The organism is Solihabitans fulvus, from assembly GCF_008386585.1.
Lineage (GTDB): Bacteria > Actinomycetota > Actinomycetes > Mycobacteriales > Pseudonocardiaceae > Solihabitans > Solihabitans fulvus.
This window is the reverse complement of the sequence record NZ_VUOB01000002.1, coordinates 94,978-109,639: the sequence shown is the minus strand read 5'-3', so window position 1 is coordinate 109,639 and position 14,662 is coordinate 94,978. Positions and strand designations below refer to the sequence as shown.

At 71.7% G+C, this 14,662-nt stretch carries 14 protein-coding genes; 4 read left to right on the top strand and 10 right to left on the bottom strand.

Annotation, left to right across the window (positions count from 1 at the left end):
* The first annotated feature begins 11 nt into the window (after nt 1–11).
* On the top strand, nt 12–1,574 hold the full coding sequence (locus F0L68_RS01875; protein ID WP_149847620.1) for a glycerol-3-phosphate dehydrogenase/oxidase: 1,563 nt from the start codon (nt 12–14) through the stop codon (nt 1,572–1,574).
* Nucleotides 1,575–1,662: 88 nt separating this feature from the next.
* Here F0L68_RS01875 and F0L68_RS01870 read toward each other — a convergent pair whose 3' ends face one another.
* The 6 genes from F0L68_RS01870 to F0L68_RS01845 form a co-directional block, all read right to left on the bottom strand.
* Nucleotides 1,663–2,055: an SH3 domain-containing protein gene (locus F0L68_RS01870; protein WP_149847619.1), complete on the bottom strand. Its 393-nt coding sequence runs from the start codon at nt 2,053–2,055 to the stop codon at nt 1,663–1,665.
* A gap of 171 nt (nt 2,056–2,226) precedes the next feature.
* A complete protein-coding gene (gene prcA, locus F0L68_RS01865) occupies nt 2,227–3,030 on the bottom strand; it encodes a proteasome subunit alpha (RefSeq protein WP_149847618.1) in 804 nt (267 codons plus the stop codon).
* Nucleotides 3,031–3,077: 47 nt separating this feature from the next.
* The gene (gene prcB, locus F0L68_RS01860) at nt 3,078–3,923 is read right to left on the bottom strand and encodes a proteasome subunit beta (protein WP_149847617.1); all 846 of its coding nucleotides are present in this window, start codon (nt 3,921–3,923) and stop codon (nt 3,078–3,080) included.
* A gap of 68 nt (nt 3,924–3,991) precedes the next feature.
* Nucleotides 3,992–4,186, bottom strand: coding sequence for a ubiquitin-like protein Pup (locus F0L68_RS01855; RefSeq protein ID WP_149847616.1), 195 nt, complete (start codon nt 4,184–4,186; stop codon nt 3,992–3,994).
* Nucleotides 4,187–4,275: 89 nt separating this feature from the next.
* Entirely contained in the window at nt 4,276–5,778 is a 1,503-nt protein-coding gene (gene dop / locus F0L68_RS01850; protein ID WP_149847615.1) for a depupylase/deamidase Dop, read from the bottom strand.
* A 223-nt stretch (nt 5,779–6,001) separates the two neighbouring features.
* Nucleotides 6,002–8,497: an FtsX-like permease family protein gene (locus tag F0L68_RS01845; protein WP_223198413.1), complete on the bottom strand. Its 2,496-nt coding sequence runs from the start codon at nt 8,495–8,497 to the stop codon at nt 6,002–6,004.
* A gap of 211 nt (nt 8,498–8,708) precedes the next feature.
* Here F0L68_RS01845 and F0L68_RS01840 point away from each other — a divergent pair, with 211 nt between their 5' ends.
* Nucleotides 8,709–9,236 carry an NUDIX hydrolase gene (locus F0L68_RS01840; protein WP_149847614.1) on the top strand — a complete coding sequence of 176 codons (528 nt, stop codon included), beginning with the start codon at nt 8,709–8,711 and terminating at the stop codon, nt 9,234–9,236.
* Between the two features lie 45 nt (nt 9,237–9,281).
* Entirely contained in the window at nt 9,282–9,611 is a 330-nt protein-coding gene (locus tag F0L68_RS01835; protein WP_149847613.1) for a DUF6191 domain-containing protein, read from the top strand.
* A gap of 137 nt (nt 9,612–9,748) precedes the next feature.
* On the opposite strand, the gene F0L68_RS01830 is transcribed toward F0L68_RS01835, so the two are convergent.
* Complete coding sequence (locus F0L68_RS01830) at nt 9,749–10,243, bottom strand: hypothetical protein (RefSeq protein ID WP_149847612.1); 495 nt, start codon at nt 10,241–10,243, stop codon at nt 9,749–9,751.
* 506 nt (nt 10,244–10,749) lie between these two features.
* Here F0L68_RS01830 and F0L68_RS01825 point away from each other — a divergent pair.
* Complete coding sequence (locus F0L68_RS01825) at nt 10,750–11,058, top strand: hypothetical protein (protein ID WP_149847611.1); 309 nt, start codon at nt 10,750–10,752, stop codon at nt 11,056–11,058.
* Between the two features lie 81 nt (nt 11,059–11,139).
* On the opposite strand, the gene F0L68_RS01820 is transcribed toward F0L68_RS01825, so the two are convergent.
* The 3 genes from F0L68_RS01820 to arc form a co-directional block, all read right to left on the bottom strand.
* Nucleotides 11,140–11,709 (bottom strand): GNAT family N-acetyltransferase, encoded by a 570-nt coding sequence (locus F0L68_RS01820; protein WP_149847610.1) that lies wholly within the window; start codon nt 11,707–11,709, stop codon nt 11,140–11,142.
* 55 nt (nt 11,710–11,764) lie between these two features.
* Entirely contained in the window at nt 11,765–12,709 is a 945-nt protein-coding gene (locus tag F0L68_RS01815) for an aldo/keto reductase (protein WP_149847609.1), read from the bottom strand.
* Nucleotides 12,710–12,813: 104 nt separating this feature from the next.
* Nucleotides 12,814–14,610 carry a proteasome ATPase gene (gene arc / locus F0L68_RS01810; RefSeq protein ID WP_149847608.1) on the bottom strand — a complete coding sequence of 599 codons (1,797 nt, stop codon included), beginning with the start codon at nt 14,608–14,610 and terminating at the stop codon, nt 12,814–12,816.
* Nucleotides 14,611–14,662 lie beyond the last annotated feature (52 nt).

Sequence of the window (14,662 nt, the reverse complement as noted above, 5' to 3'; positions counted from 1 at the left end):
GAGTTGACGACATGGTGGACTCGATGACCGAGCAGCGCGCCCGTTCGAGGGAAGGACTGGGTCAGGGCAGTTTCGACCTGGCCGTGATCGGCGGGGGCATCCTCGGCATCGCGACCGCCTGGGCGGCGGCGCGATCCGGACTCCGGGTCGCGCTGCTGGAACGCGGGGACTTCGCCGGGGCGACGTCGAGCGCGTCGTCCAAGCTGGTGCACGGCGGCCTGCGGTACCTGGCGATGGGCCCCGGCGCGATCCCGCTGGTTCGGGAGAACCACGCCGAGCGCAGGGCGCTCGGCGACACCCTCGCCCCGCACCTGGTGCGGCCGCTGCCGTTCCTGGTTCCGGTGTACGACAAGGGACCGCACTCGCGGTTCGTGCTCGGCGCCGGCGTGCTGCTGTACACCGCGCTGTCCCGGTTCGGCGACGGCATGGGCAAGCTGGTGTCCGCGAAGCGGGCCACCGAGATGGTGCCGGCGCTGCGCACCGACGGCCTGCGCGGCTGCGCCATGTACTACGACCACCAGATGAACGACAGCAGGGTGGCCGTCACGGCGGCGCGGGCGGCGGCCGACTCCGGCGCGGTGCTGCTCAACCACGTCGAGGTGACCGGCCTGCGCCGGCACGGCGGCACCGTGCGCGGGGTCGAGCTGCGCGACCTGGTCGACGGCGCGGAGTTCGGCATCGACGCGAAGGTCGTGGTGAACGCGACCGGTCCGTGGCTGGACGAGCTGCGCAGGATGGAGGACCCGGCCGCCGCGCCGAGCATCCGGCTGTCCAAGGGCGCGCACCTGGTGCTGCGCACCGAGCAGCCGTGGCGGGCCGCGATGACCATCCCGATCGACGACGTCCGGGTGTCCTTCGCGATCCCGTGGGAGGGCCAGCTGCTGCTCGGCACGACCGACGAGCCCTACGAGGGCGACCCGGCGGACGTGCGGTGCACCGAGGCCGACATCGACCAGATCCTCGGCGAGGCCGCGCTCGGCGTCGAGGCGGCAGCCCTGCACCGCGACCGGCTCGCGTACTCCTTCGCGGGCCTTCGGGTGCTGCCGCAGGCCCCCGGCGGCGACCCGGCGGACACCAAGCACGCCAAGCGGGAGACCGTGATCACCGTCGGCTCCGGCGGCATGATCAGCGTGGCGGGCGGCAAGTGGACGACGTTCCGGCGGATCGGCGCCTCCGTGCTGGCCAGGGTCGGCGCGGAGCTCGGCGTCAGCCTCAAGCACCCGTTCGACGGGGTGCCGGCGCTGCTTCCCGGTGCGGCACAGCCGAACCTGGTCGGCGAGGTCGTCGGGCACGCCATGCCGCAGCTGCCCGAGGACGTGGTCGACCACCTGGTGACCTCCTACGGCACGCTCAGCCACGAGGTGCTGGCGATGGCCGCCGAGGACACCGGGCTGCTGGAGCGCATCCACCCGGACGGCCCGGACATCTGGGCGCAGGTCGTGCACGCGGCCCGGCACGAGTGGGCCACCGAGGTGGACGACGTGCTGCGTCGGCGCACCACCGTCGCGGTGCGGGGCCTGGACTCGCCAGAGATCCGCGAGCGCGCCGCCGCGCTCATCAGCGGCGCCGCCTGACTGCTGGGACTCGCTGACTGCGGGGACTCGCGCCTGATCCGACGGGTCGGGCGCGAGTTTCCCTTGGCTCAGCCAAGAATCGCCTCGGTCACGGCGCGCACTGCGCGTCGGCCGGGATGCCGCCGTACTGGTCGCCCTGGAAGTAGACCGCGCTGGCCCACTGGAGGTTGCCGACCTCGTGGCCGACCTGGAGCCAGATGTCGTTGGTGACCCCAGCGTCGGTGACCGACTCGCCGTGCACCCAGCACGCCACCTTCCGCTGCTGGCCGGCGACGAGACCGCCGACCTGCGCGCAGGTGCTGGCCGGACACGAACGAATGTTCACGTCGTGCCACGTGGTGACGGTGTAGAGGGCGCTGTGCGGAACCAGCGGCCCCGCGTGCGCGGTGGCGCCCTGTGTGTCGGCCAGCGCCGTCGCGCCGCCGCCGAGCATCGCAGTCACGGCCAGCGCCGCGCCGACGGCTGCCTTGGCTACCTTCATCGAGCCCTCCTCCGGTGGGCCGCCCTGACCCGTCGGGTGATCATTCTGGCGACGCCATGACGACCGTCACAAGACGATCCGCGACTCTGTGTGATTGCTCGCTCACGGGCAACGAAACGGCCCGGCGCGTCGTGCGCCGGGCCGTGTGGTCGTGCTGCGGAACGGGTTCCGCTACTTCGCGTCGTCCGGCTTGTCGGCGGAGCCCTTCGGCTTCGCGGCGGGCTTCTCCTCGGTCGCGGGCTTCTCCGCCTCGTCGGCCGGCGGCTCCGGCGCCTCGACCGTGGGCAGCAGCGCGCTCAGCGCCGCCCCGGCGATCCGTCGGAAGGCCCGGCGCGGCCTGGCCCGCTCCAGCACCGCGACCTCGAGCCGCTCCATGCCGAGCAGCTCGCCGGCCGGCAGCCCCTGGCTGCCCGAGCTGAGCGCGCGGACGGCCACCTCGACGGCCTCGCTGAGCGGCATGGCCTCGCGGTAGCTCTCCTTGACCGCCGTGCTGATCGTGTCGGCCTGGCCGCCCATCACCACGTACTCCGGCTCGTCGACGATCGAGCCGTCGTAGGTGAGCCGGTACATCTGGTCCTGCTCGGGGAGCGTGCCGACCTCGGCGACACACAGCTCCACCTCGAACGGCTTGAGCTGCTCGGTGAAGATCGTGCCGAGGGTCTGCGCGTAGACGTTGGCCAGCGACCGACCCGTCACGTCCCTCGGGTCGTTCTGGTAGCCGCGCACGTCGGCGAAGCGGATACCGGCGGTGCGCAGGTTCTCGAACTCGCTGTACCGGCCGACTGCGGCGAACCCGATCCGGTCGTAGATCTCCGACAGCTTGTGCAGCGTGCTCGACGCGTTCTCGGCGACGAACAACACGCCGTCGGCATAAATGAGCACGATGACACTGCGGCCCCTGGCGATGCCCTTCCGGGCGTACTCCGAGCGGTCCCGCATCACCTGCTCGGGCGCGGCATACAGCGGCATCGACACTGCTGGGACTCCTGACGTCGGCGGGGTTCTGCTTGGGTTCGGCTCGGTCAGCCTGCTGGCCGCTGGCTGCGGTCGGCGACCACGGCCTGCGCCACCACGGCGGTCTGTTCCTCGGGCAGCTGCGTCGCGCCCTCGGCGCCGATGGTGATGACGACCGGGTAGATCCGCCGGACCAGGTCGGGGCCCGAGGTCGCCGAGTCGTCGTCGGCGGCGTCGTAGAGCGCCTCCATCGCGGCGCGCACCGCGCCGTCGGCGTCCGCGTCCGGGTCGTAGAGCTTCTTCAGCGAGGACTTGGCGTACACCGAGCCCGAGCCGACCGCCTGGTACCCGGAGCGCTCCTCGTACCGGCCGCCGGTGATGTCGTAGGAGACGATCCGGCCCGCCCGGTCGGGGTCGGCCGCGTCGGTGTCGAAGCCGACGAACAGCGGCAGCACGGCAAGGCCAGCCATGGCCACCTCGAGGTTGCCCCTGATCATCGAGGCGAGCCGGTTGGTCTTGCCGTCCAGCGAGAGGGACACGCCCTCAATCTTCTCGTAGTGCCGCAGGTCGACCGTGAACAGCCGCACCATCTCCACCGCGATGCCGGCGGTGCCGGCGATGCCGACGGCGGAGTACTCGTCGGTGGCGAAGACCTTCTCCATGTCGCGCTGGGCGATCACGTTGCCCATCGTCGCCCTGCGGTCCCCGGCGATCAGCACACCGCCCTTGTAGGCGACGGCGACGATCGTCGTGCCGTGCGGCGCCTGCACGACCCCCGTCGGCGCTGGCCGACTCCCCGGCAGCAGCTCGGGGTACTGGGCGCGCAGAAAATCGGTGAACGACGAGGACCCGGGGGTGAGGTAGGCCGGGGGCAGCGCCCCGACCGGGTAGCGCCCGGACGACGTGGGTTCCATGTGTGGCTTCGTCTCCTGTCCCGGTGGCCTAGGTCAGCGGTGGGGCCCGAACGAGTCGGGCCTCTCGCCTACTGGCCGCCCTTCTGCACGTACGCGCGAACGAAGTCCTCGGCGTTCTCCTCGAGGACGTCGTCGATCTCGTCGAGGATCGCGTCGACGTCGTCGCCGAGCTTCTCGCGACGCTCCTGACCTGCCGGTGCGGCGCCCTCGACTTCCTCGTCGCCGTCGCCGCCGCCCTGCCGCTGAACCTGTTCCTGGGACATCTCGCCTCCTGGTGTGGATGGCCTCAACAAGAACATTACCGAGCGGGGACGACATTCGTCGCCGCCCACCCGGGTCGGGCCGACGCCGGTCAGCCCCTGGTGAGGGCGTCGACCAGTTCCTCGGCCGTGTTCGCGGCCTCCAACAGGGCCCCGACGTGCGCTTTCGTGCCGCGCAGCGGTTCGAGGGTCGGGATCCGCACCAGCGACTCGCGACCAAGATCGAAGATCACCGAGTCCCAGGACGCGGCGGCCACGGCGGCCGGGTAACGCTCGAGGCAGCGACCCCGGAAGTAGGCCCTGGTGTCCTCCGGCGGCGTGGTGATGGCCGCCCGCACCTCCTCCTCGCTGACCAGCCGCTTCATCGAGCCGCGCGCGACGAGCCGGTTGTACAGGCCCTTGTCCAGCCGCACGTCCGAGTACTGGAGGTCGACCAGGTGCAGCCGGGGCGAGCCCCAGGCCAGCCCGTCGCGGGACCGGTAGCCCTCCAGCAGCCGCAGCTTGGCCGGCCAGTCGAGCCGGTCGGCGCACTCCTGCGGGTCGCGGGCCAGCGCATCGAGGATCTCGCCCCAGGTGCGCAGCACGTGCGCGGCGACGCGGTCGCCGGAGCCCTCCTTCTCCAGGTGCTGGGCGGCCCGCTCGTGGTAGGCGAACTGGAGGTCCAGCCCGGTGAACTTGCGGCCGTTGGACAGCTCGACGGTCGCGTGCAGGGTGGGGTCGTGGCTGATGGTGTGCACCGCGCGCACCGGGTCGGCCAGCCGCAGGTCGTCGAACCGCCGGCCGCTCTCGATCATGTCGAGCACGATGGCGGCCGTGCCGACCTTGAGGTAGGTGGAGGTCTCCGCGAGGTTGGCGTCGCCGATGATCACGTGCAGCCTGCGGTACTTGTCCGCGTCGGCGTGCGGCTCGTCGCGGGTGTTGATGATGCCGCGCTTGAGCGTGGTCTCCAGGCCGACCTCGACCTCGATGTAGTCGGCGCGCTGGGACAGCTGGAAGCCGGCCTCCTCGCCCGCCGCGCCGACGCCGACGCGGCCGGAGCCGACCACGACCTGGCGGGAGACGAAGAACGGGGTGAGGCCCGCGATGACGGCCGTGAACGGCGTGCTGCGCGACATCAGGTAGTTCTCGTGGGTGCCGTAGCTGGCGCCCTTGCCGTCCACGTTGTTCTTGTACAGCTGGAGGCGGGGCTGGCCGGGCACGGTGGCGGCCTTGAGCGCCGCCTCCTCCATGATCCGCTCCCCCGCCTTGTCCCAGATCACCGCGTCGCGCGCGTTGGTGACCTCGGGGGCGGAGTACTCGGGGTGCGCGTGGTCGACGTAGAGCCGCGCGCCGTTGGTGAGGATGACGTTGGCCGCGCCGAGGTCCTCGACGTCCTGGTCGCCGGGGTGTCCGCCGGGCGCACCGAGGTCGAAGCCGCGCGCGTCCCGCAGCGGCGACTCCACCTCGTAGTCCCACCTGGCGCGCCGCGCCCTGGGGATCTCGGCGGCGGCGGCATAGGCGAGCACCACCTGTGTCGACGTGAGCACCGGGTTCGCGGTGGCGTCCCCCGGCACCGCGATGCCGTACTCGACTTCGGTTCCCATGATCCGCCGCATACCGGCAGCCTACGGCGTGCGGACCGGCCCCTGTCGAGACCCACGCCGGTCCGCCGCCCTCGACGCTCCGCCGTCCGCCGGCCGGGTCGTCAACCGCGCGGCGCATCAAGAACCGGTGCTGCGCGGTCGATACAGAGCAGGACGGGGCAGTGTCGGGGGCCCGCGAACCCCGTTCGCGGGCCGGCCCGTCTGGCTGGGCCGCCACCGAGGCGGCCCAGCACGTTCACCCGCTTGCCAGGCCCGCGGCCGGTCGGATCGCGGCCGCGCGCCGCGCGGGCCCGAGCGCGGAGAGCATCGCGAGCGACACCACCACCAGCCCGCCGACGACCAGCGGCAGCAGCGCGGCCGTCGGCACCACGAACGCCTTCACCGACGCGATCGACAGCTCGGCGTAGACCAGCCCGAACGCGCCGCCCGCCAGCACGCCAACCAGGGCGAGCAGGACCGCCTCGGCGACCACTCCGCCGTGCACGCCGCCCCTGGTCACGCCGAGCGCGCGGCGCAGCGCCAGTTCCTTGCGGCGCTCCTGCACGGAGATGGCCAGCGCGGTGCCGATCCCCGTGACGGCGACCGCGACGGACAGCCCGAGCAGCACCATCATCGCCACGTTCGCCAGCCGCATGGCCTCGTTCAGCTCGGCCGTGCGGTCCGCCCTGATATCGACCAGCACGGACGGCGCCTCCGGCAGGGCGTGCCGCACGGTGTCGCGGTAGGCGGCGGCGTCCGCGCCGGGTTTCAGCGCGACCAGCACGGAGCTCGCCGGCGCGATCCCGGGGTCGGCGACCACGACCTGCGCATAGTCGAGCAGGTCGGCGGGGACCGTGCCGGCGACCGTCAGCGTCCTCGGCCCGCCAGGCAGGTCCGGCACGGTGACCTGCCCGCCGACCCTGCCGCCAAGCTGTTCGAGCTTCCACTCGCTGAGCAGCGCGGAGCCCGCGCCGAAGCCGGTGGCGTCGCCCTGCCCGAGCGCGCCGAACAGGGACCGCAACTGCCCCGGTTCGACGCCGAGCACGACGGTGCTGGTCTGGTGGCCCTCGCCGTCCTGCCCGGTCGTGGTCGCCTTGTGCAGCACCGCGCTCGCCGCGACCTGCGGCTGCTGGCCCGCGGCGCGCACCGCCTGCCCGCTCAGCGTCCGGTCGCCGCTGTCGGACACGATCGCGTCGGCGCGCGGCTTCGAGTCGTACTTCTCGGCCATGTCGTGCATCGCGCCGAGGGCGACCGTGCCGAACGTGACGATCGCGCTGGCCAGGATGAGCGGCATCGCCACCGCGGCGGACCGCTGCGGCACCCTGCGCACCTCGGCGGCGGCCAGCTTCCAGAGCGGGCCGCCGATCCGTGCGGCGATCCCGCCGAAGATCCGCCCGACGGCCGGCACCACGACCGGTCCGAGCGCGCCGAACAGGCCAGCGACGGCGGTGATCCCGGAGAACACCACCAGGAACGGGCCCGCGATGGTGCCCCTGGCCGCCACGCCGAGCGCGGCGAGGACACCCGCGATGACCACGAGGACGATGCCGGCCGCGCGGCGCCGCCGGACCACGGCGCGCTCGGGGGTCTGGCCCTCGGCGCTGCGCAGCGCCGCCAGCGGCGACACCCTGGCCGCCGCGAGGGCGGGGCGCAGCGCGGCGAGGGCGCTGAGCGCCGCTGCGGCGGACACGCCGAGCACCACGTTGCCGAGCGAGGGCAGCAGCGGCGGGTCGAGCTGGATCGCGCCGAGCATCACCGACAGCCCGGTCACGTCGAACAGCCTGGCCAGCAGCCAGCCGACCGGGCCGCCGAACAGCGCGCCGAGCAGGCCAGCCGTCGCGCCGGTGAGCAGCGCCTCGAGCAGGTTCCCGGTCACCAGCGGCGCCCGGTCCGCGCCGATGCAGCGCAGCAGCGCGGTCTGTCGTTGGCGTTGCAGGTACACCGCGCGGAAGGTGGCCGTCGCGACGAACATCGCCGTCGCGAGCGCCAGGATGCTGAAGGGCAGCAGCAGGACGCCGAGCGGGTTGCCGTCGGCCGATGCGCGCAGCTCGCCGGTCGTCTGCGCCGTGACGCCTGCGCCCGCGGCGGCCAGGACCTTGGCCGGGTCCACGCCCGGCCTGGTGAGCACGTGCAGGGACTCGGTGCTGGGCTTGGGATCCAGCTTCGCGGCGAGCCCCGGACCGACCACGAGCAGCGGCCGCTTGTCCGTCGTGCCGCGCACCGTCACGCCGGTGACCGCCACGTCGATCGGGCTGCCGGCCGCGTCGACGAGGCGCACGGTCGAACCCGGGTGCAGCCCCCGGTCGTAGGCGGTCACCCGGTCCACCGCGATCTCGCCGTCGGAGGCGGGCGAGCGGCCCTCGGCGATGGGCACCCGGCGCAGCGCGGCCTCGTCCAGCTCGACGTCGGCGGTGGCGCGCTTCGCGCCTGCCCTACCGTCCGCGCCGACCAGGTCCGTCCTGATCTCCTGCACCGGCACCACCCGGGTGACCCCGTCGGCGGCGCTCACCCTGGAGATCATCGCCTGGTCCAGTGGCGCGGGGCTGATGCGGGTCTGGTGCACCACGACCCCGACCTGGTCGGGCACGCGGGGCGCGCCGTCGCTCACCGCCCGGCCCATCGCGTCGCTGAGCACCAGGGAGGCGATCAGGCAGGCGACGCCGACCACGAGGGCCACCCCGGGCAGCAGCGCGCGGCCGGGGCGGTTGCGGAGTTCGCCGAGGCCGAGCCGGAACACGGTCATCGGGCTCATCGCTGGCTCCCCTGCGGAACCTCTCGCGGAACTGCGTGCGGAACGACGGACACGAGCACTCCCTCACTGGTCGCTGACGTCTGCAACGGTAGGAAGGCGGCCCGTGCGCCCGCGTCGTTCGCCGGTCGCGATCATGGGTAAGCCCACGGGCTGAGGTGCACTACGCCCGTGGGCTGAGTCGGCCTCGATGACCACGTGCGACGATCCCGGGGTGAGCGCCAAGGAGGAGTTGGTCGCCGTCTACGACGCGGCGGGAAATCCCGTCGGCAGCGCGTCCCGCGCGCGGATGCGCGCCGAGGGGCTGTGGCACGCGGCGACGGCGGTGCTGGTCCGCTCCCCCGACGGTCGGCGGGTGTACGTGCACCTGCGCACCGCGGACAAGGATGTCTTCCCCGGCATGTACGACTGTTGGTCCGGCGGCGTCGTGGCGGCAGGCGAGGAGCCGTGGGACTGCGCGGAGCGCGAGGTCGCCGAGGAGCTCGGCGTGCGGGGTGTGCCGCTGCGGCACCTGTTCGACGCGCGGTACGACGTGGATTCGGTGCGCTACCACGCCTTCGTCTTCGAGGTGACCTGGGACGGCCCGGTCACGCACCAGCCGGAGGAGGTCGTGTCCGGGGCGTGGATGGAGCTGACCGAGCTGCGGGCTCGGCTGGCCGACCCGGCCTGGCCGCTGGTGCCCGACGGTCGGCTGTTCGTCGAGGAGTGGTTCCGTCGGCTGGACGCCGGCGAGCTGAGCTGACCACGCGGCCGGAACCCGTTGCCCCGCACGGACGTTGGCGTCGGTATGGGGATGCTGTTCGCGTTGTCGCTGCCCGGCCTGGTCTGCCTGCTCGTGTTGTTGGCCGCCCTTGAGCGGTTCGGGCTGTGGGCCGGCCGGCGGAGCTGGCTGCCGTGGCGGCGCGGCAGGCCCGCGGACACCGGCGGGACCCCGCTGTCCGCCATCGGCTTCGAGGAGATGGCCGGCCTGTTCTACGCCTCGAAACATGATGAGCTGGCGCAGCGCCGCACCGAGCTGATGCTGCGCGACGAGGAGAACGACGGCGCCCCGCCGCGCGGCGGCATCGACCTCGACGGCGGCACGGTGTTCCTGGATCGGCGGCGACCGGTCGACTGAACCCGGCCGCCGCCGATCGCACGACATTTCTCACCTGTCCGAATTCGGCACGCGACTATTCGACCGAATACGTATATTGGCGGCGGTCACCGCAATGGTCGAACGGGTCGCCGATTGGCGGATTCCGGTGACGGCAATCAGGGGGCCGAGAGCACCAGAACCGACACGGCCGTCGGATCCAGGGCGTTCTTGCTACCGCTGGCCGTCTCGTAGTAGAAGTATCCGTCGAAGGTCCCGGTCGTGCCGGGAACTGTTGTTGCCGAGGCAAGCAGAACGACCTGGAAACTGCGGGTGGCGCCGGGTGCGATCGGTGCCTGCGGCGCGCCGCCCACGTCGTTGGTCGTGCCGAGCTGGGCGCACCCAGTGCAGGACTGGATGGTCCAGATGTTGGACTCCTGGGCGGCGTGCAGGCCGAGCCAGAGATAGATGTCGTCGGTGGTCTCCGGATTCGTGAAGGTCACCGTGATCGTGACGGTCTGGCCCGCGGTGATGGTGGACGCGCTCGACGTGTACACGTTCGGCGACGGGTCGGCGGAGGCGGTGGCGCCGGACAGCGCGAGCAGGCCGGCGGCAATCAGCACGGAAACCAGGACGGCGAACAGCTGTCGGGCACGCCTAAGATATGCAGGCACGAATTACCTCGCAACTCGGTGGGAAGATGACCGATCTCGCAGGGCGGCGACAATTGTCGACCAGACAGTACGACGACAATCCATAGCCCGACAATGGCCAGGATGAAATCTGCGCTGCCCGCAGCAGCGAGACAACACGGTCGGCCCCACCGAATCAGACCATCACCCAGGTATTGACGACGGAATCGACACACCGCCCGATCGCCGAGGACCGAGGCGGCGGGTGTGCGCCGTTCGGCCGCGTGGCGACCGCGCGGCGACTCCTGACGCGGTCGAGGCGAAGATCGACACTGGCGGTCGCGGCCCGGCATGCCGCAGGCTTGCAGGCATGACCGGACCAGGCGACTTCGACTTCCTGATCGGCACCTTCCAGGTGCACAACCGACGCCGACCAGCGCCATTGCTGAGCACGGAGCCGATCGAGCCCGACCGCGGACGAGTGGGAGGAGTTTCCCGCCACCAACACCGGTTCGCGGTTCCTGGACGGGCAGGTCGTCGTCGACGAGTTGGTCGCGACGCTGCCGGACGGCCGCCGGATCGCCTTCGTGGACGTGCACGCCTACGACCCGGCAAGCGGCCAGTGGTCCAACGTCATCCACGGCGCCGGCGCGCCGCCGGACTGGGCGCCGATGGTCGGCCGCTTCACCGACGGCGTCGGCGAGTTCCACCAGGTGGTCGACGGGCCGAACGGCACGAGGGTGCGGGTGCGGCACGTCTGGGACGACATCACCGCGACCTCGGCACGGTTCCAGCAGGCGTACTCGGCGGACGGCGCGAGCTGGGAGGTCAACTGGGTGATGCGGCTGACCAGGTAGCGACGAGCCGCTCGGCACCACCCCAGCTCGTCACCACCCCAGCTCGGCACTACCTCGGCTCGTCGATCGCCGGCCGACTGATCAGCCGGCCGGCGCCGGGCGCGGGTCGGTGGACAGCACCGACATCACAATCGCGTCGTGCCACTCGCCGTCCCAGCGCAGGGCGTCGCGCCGGACGCCCTCGCGAACGAAGCCGCACTTCTCGTACACCCGATGGGCGCGCGGGTTGAAGTCGTAGACCTCCAACGAGATGCGGTGCAGCCCGGCGACGTCCAGGCCGTGGTCGAGGACCATCCTGGTGGCCTCGGTGCCGTAGCCGCGCCCGTACACCTGCGGCCCGGCGAGCATGATCCGGAAGTTCGCGGAGCCGTTGTCGGTGTCGAGTTCGTTGAGGACGACCTCGCCAAGCACCACGCCGTCCTCGATCCGCACCACCGTCCAGTCGGCCCTGTCGTGGTGCTCATGGCGCGTGGCCACCCACTCGCGGGCCCGCTCCTCGGAGATGTGCCCGTGCGAGCCGGTCAGCCGCGCGCCCTCGGGGTCGTCGAGCATCGCCCGAAGGCCGTCGAAGTGAGCCATGGTCATCGGCTCCAACCGGACCGTCGCCCCGGTCAGGGTCGGCTGGTCGCGAAACACGTCTGCCTTGATCATCGTGCCAGTCAAACAGGACGAAACCCATGGCGCGACCCGATTACCCGGTCGGCGCTCAGTTCCAGTCCAGCGCCGCGCGGGTGGCCCAGTACGGCTCGGCCGGCTCGGCCAGGTCGTCGAGTTCCCCGGGTGACAGGCCGACACCGGTGGCCGCGAGGTTGGACCGCAGCTGGTCGCCGCCGGCCGCGCCGGACAGCACGACGTCCGCCCACGGCTGGGCGAGCACCGCGGCGAGGGCGACGGCGTCGGGGCCGACACCGTGCCGGTCCGCCAGCTCGACCACCCTGCGCGGCGGGCGCACCGCGAGGCGGCCGTTGGCGAGCGCCTCCTTGACCAGCACCCGCAGTCCCGCGTCGTGCGCCTCGGCCAGCGCGGGCCCGACGGAGGGTTCCAGCACGTTCCAGGTCGACTGCACCGCGTCGAACAGCCTGCGGCCGTCGACCTCGATGCCCGCCGCCCGCCGCACCGCGTCGGCCTGCGCGGGCCCCGAGGTGGAGAAGCCGAGCGCCACGCCGGAGTCGCGCAGCGCGGCCAGGTCGGCGAGCAGCGCCTGGTCGCCGAACAGCGGGCTGTCGCTGGTCAGCGAGTGGACCTGGTAGAGCGACACCTGGTCGCCGAGCAGCGCGTGGGTCTCGGCCCACTGCTGCCCGAACCTGGCCGACGAGTGCTCCTTGACCTCGTGCACGTCGGCGTCCGTCCGCCAGTCCGCCACGTACGCGTAGCCCCACTTGCTGGACACCGTCACGTCCCGGTGGCCCCGGTCGGCCAGCCACCCGGCGAGGAACTCCTCTGCGCGGCCGTAGGAGCGGGCCGCGTCCACCCAGCGGACGCCCGCCGCGTGCGCGTCGTCGAGCACCCGCCAGCTCGCGGCGCGCATCGACTCGACGCTCCGGTCGGCCGGCAGCGCGCCTTCCCTGCCCAGGTTGATGTAGGCGGGCCGGCCGAGCGCGGCGAGCCCGAGGCCGATCCGGCGAACCTGCGGCGGAGGCGATGCGGTCACGGTGGATCACGGTAGGCGAACGGCGGCGGGGCCGGCCATCCGAGTTGGATGGCCGGCCCCGCCGGTCGCGCTGTCGCTGCCTACCTGTGCCGCACAGGCACTGCCTACAGGTACTGGCCGGTGTTCGACGCCGTGTCGATGGCGCGGCCGGAGTCCTGGTTCTTGCCGGTGACCAGGGTGCGGATGTAGACGATCCGCTCCCCCTTCTTGCCAGAGATCCTGGCCCAGTCGTCCGGGTTGGTGGTGTTGGGCAGGTCCTCGTTCTCCGCGAACTCGTCGACGATCGCGTCGAGCAGGTGCTGCACCCGCAGCCCCGGCTGGCGCGTGTCGAGGACGGCCTTGATCGCGGCCTTCTTGGACCGGTCCACGATGTTCTGGATCATCGCGCCGGAGTTGAAGTCCCTGAAGTACAGGACCTCCTTGTCACCGTTGGCGTAGGTGACCTCCAGGAAGCGGTTCTCCTCGGACTCGTCGTACATCCGCTCGACGGTGTGCTGGATCATCGCCTCGATGCACGCCTGCGGGTCCCCGCCGAACTCGGCCAGGTCGTCGGCGTGGATCGGCAGGTCGGACGTGAGGTACTTGGAGAAGATGTCCTTCGCCGCCTCCGCGTCCGGCCGTTCGATCTTGATCTTGACGTCCAGCCGGCCCGGCCGCAGGATCGCCGGGTCGATCATGTCCTCGCGGTTGGAGGCGCCGATCACGATGACGTTCTCCAGCCCCTCGACGCCGTCGATCTCGCTGAGCAGCTGGGGAACGATCGTCGTCTCGACGTCCGAGGACACGCCACTGCCCCTGGTGCGGAAGATCGAGTCCATCTCGTCGAAGAAAACGATCACGGGAGTGCCTTCCGACGCCTTCTCCCTGGCGCGCTGGAAGATGAGCCGGATGTGCCGCTCGGTCTCGCCGACGAACTTGTTGAGCAGCTCGGGGCCCTTGATGTTGAGGAAGTACGACTTGGCCTGGCCGTCCTCGTCGCCCCGCGCCAGCGCGACCTGCTTGGCCAGCGAGTTCGCCACCGCCTTCGCGATGAGCGTCTTGCCGCAGCCGGGCGGGCCGTAGAGCAGCACACCCTTTGGCGGCCGCAGCTTGTACTCGCTGAACAGGTCGGCGTGCAGGAACGGCAGCTCAACCGCGTCCCTGATCTGTTCAATCTGCCGGAAGAGCCCGCCGATGTCGGTGTAGTCGACGTCGGGCACCTCCTCCAGCACCAGGTCCTCGACCTCGGCCTTGGGCACCCGCTCGTAGGCGTACCCGGCCTTGGCGTCGACCAGCAGTGAGTCGCCCGGCTTCAGCGGGGCGTCGGCCAGCGGCTCGGCGAGCAGCACCACGCGCTCCTCGTCGGCGTGACCGACGACCAGCGCGCGCCGCAGCGTGCTGTCCGGCTCCGGGTTCAGCAGCTCCCGAAGCGTGGACACCTCGCCGATCCGTTCGTACCCGCCGCCCTCGACCACCGTCAGCGCCTCGTTCAGGCGCAGCGACTGGCCGAGGCCGATGGCGTCCAGTTCGACCGCGGGAGAGACCGCGACACGCATCCGCCGGCCGGCGGTGAACACGTCCACCGTGCCGTCCTCGTGCCGCGCCAGGAACACGCCGTACCCGCTCGGCGGCTGCGCCAAACGGTCCACTTCCTCACGCAGCGCGAGCAGTTGGCTGCGTGCTTCTCTGAGGGTGTCGATGAGCTTCGTGTTGCGCTCGGTGAGTTGACTGACGCGCTCGGACGCCTCAGCCAACCGCTGCTCCAGCAAACGGACGTGTCGGGGTGACTCCGTCAGTTTGCGGCGCAGCAACGCGATCTCGTCCTCCAAGAACCGAATCTGCGCTGTCAGCTCAGCAGAGTTCTTGTCATTGTTCCGCTCGCCGCCCTGCTCGGGCTGGCTGCCGGGACGGTCGTGCTGCATGTCGGCACCCTCCTCCCGTGTTCGTGCCTTCCACGGTACCGGCGATCACCGA

Excerpts from the sequence above, each read along its gene's own strand:
- prcB (WP_149847617.1), bottom strand. The coding sequence starts at position 3,923 with ATGGAACCCACGTCGTCCGGGCGCTACCCGGTCGGGGCGCTGCCCCCG.
- F0L68_RS01835 (WP_149847613.1), top strand. The coding sequence starts at position 9,282 with ATGGGGATGCTGTTCGCGTTGTCGCTGCCCGGCCTGGTCTGCCTGCTC.
- dop (WP_149847615.1), bottom strand. The coding sequence starts at position 5,778 with ATGCGGCGGATCATGGGAACCGAAGTCGAGTACGGCATCGCGGTGCCG.
- arc (WP_149847608.1), bottom strand. The coding sequence starts at position 14,610 with ATGCAGCACGACCGTCCCGGCAGCCAGCCCGAGCAGGGCGGCGAGCGG.
- F0L68_RS01855 (WP_149847616.1), bottom strand. The coding sequence starts at position 4,186 with ATGTCCCAGGAACAGGTTCAGCGGCAGGGCGGCGGCGACGGCGACGAG.
- F0L68_RS01845 (WP_223198413.1), bottom strand. The coding sequence starts at position 8,497 with ATGAGCCCGATGACCGTGTTCCGGCTCGGCCTCGGCGAACTCCGCAAC.
- F0L68_RS01870 (WP_149847619.1), bottom strand. The coding sequence starts at position 2,055 with ATGAAGGTAGCCAAGGCAGCCGTCGGCGCGGCGCTGGCCGTGACTGCG.
- F0L68_RS01875 (WP_149847620.1), top strand. The coding sequence starts at position 12 with ATGGTGGACTCGATGACCGAGCAGCGCGCCCGTTCGAGGGAAGGACTG.
- F0L68_RS01820 (WP_149847610.1), bottom strand. The coding sequence starts at position 11,709 with ATGATCAAGGCAGACGTGTTTCGCGACCAGCCGACCCTGACCGGGGCG.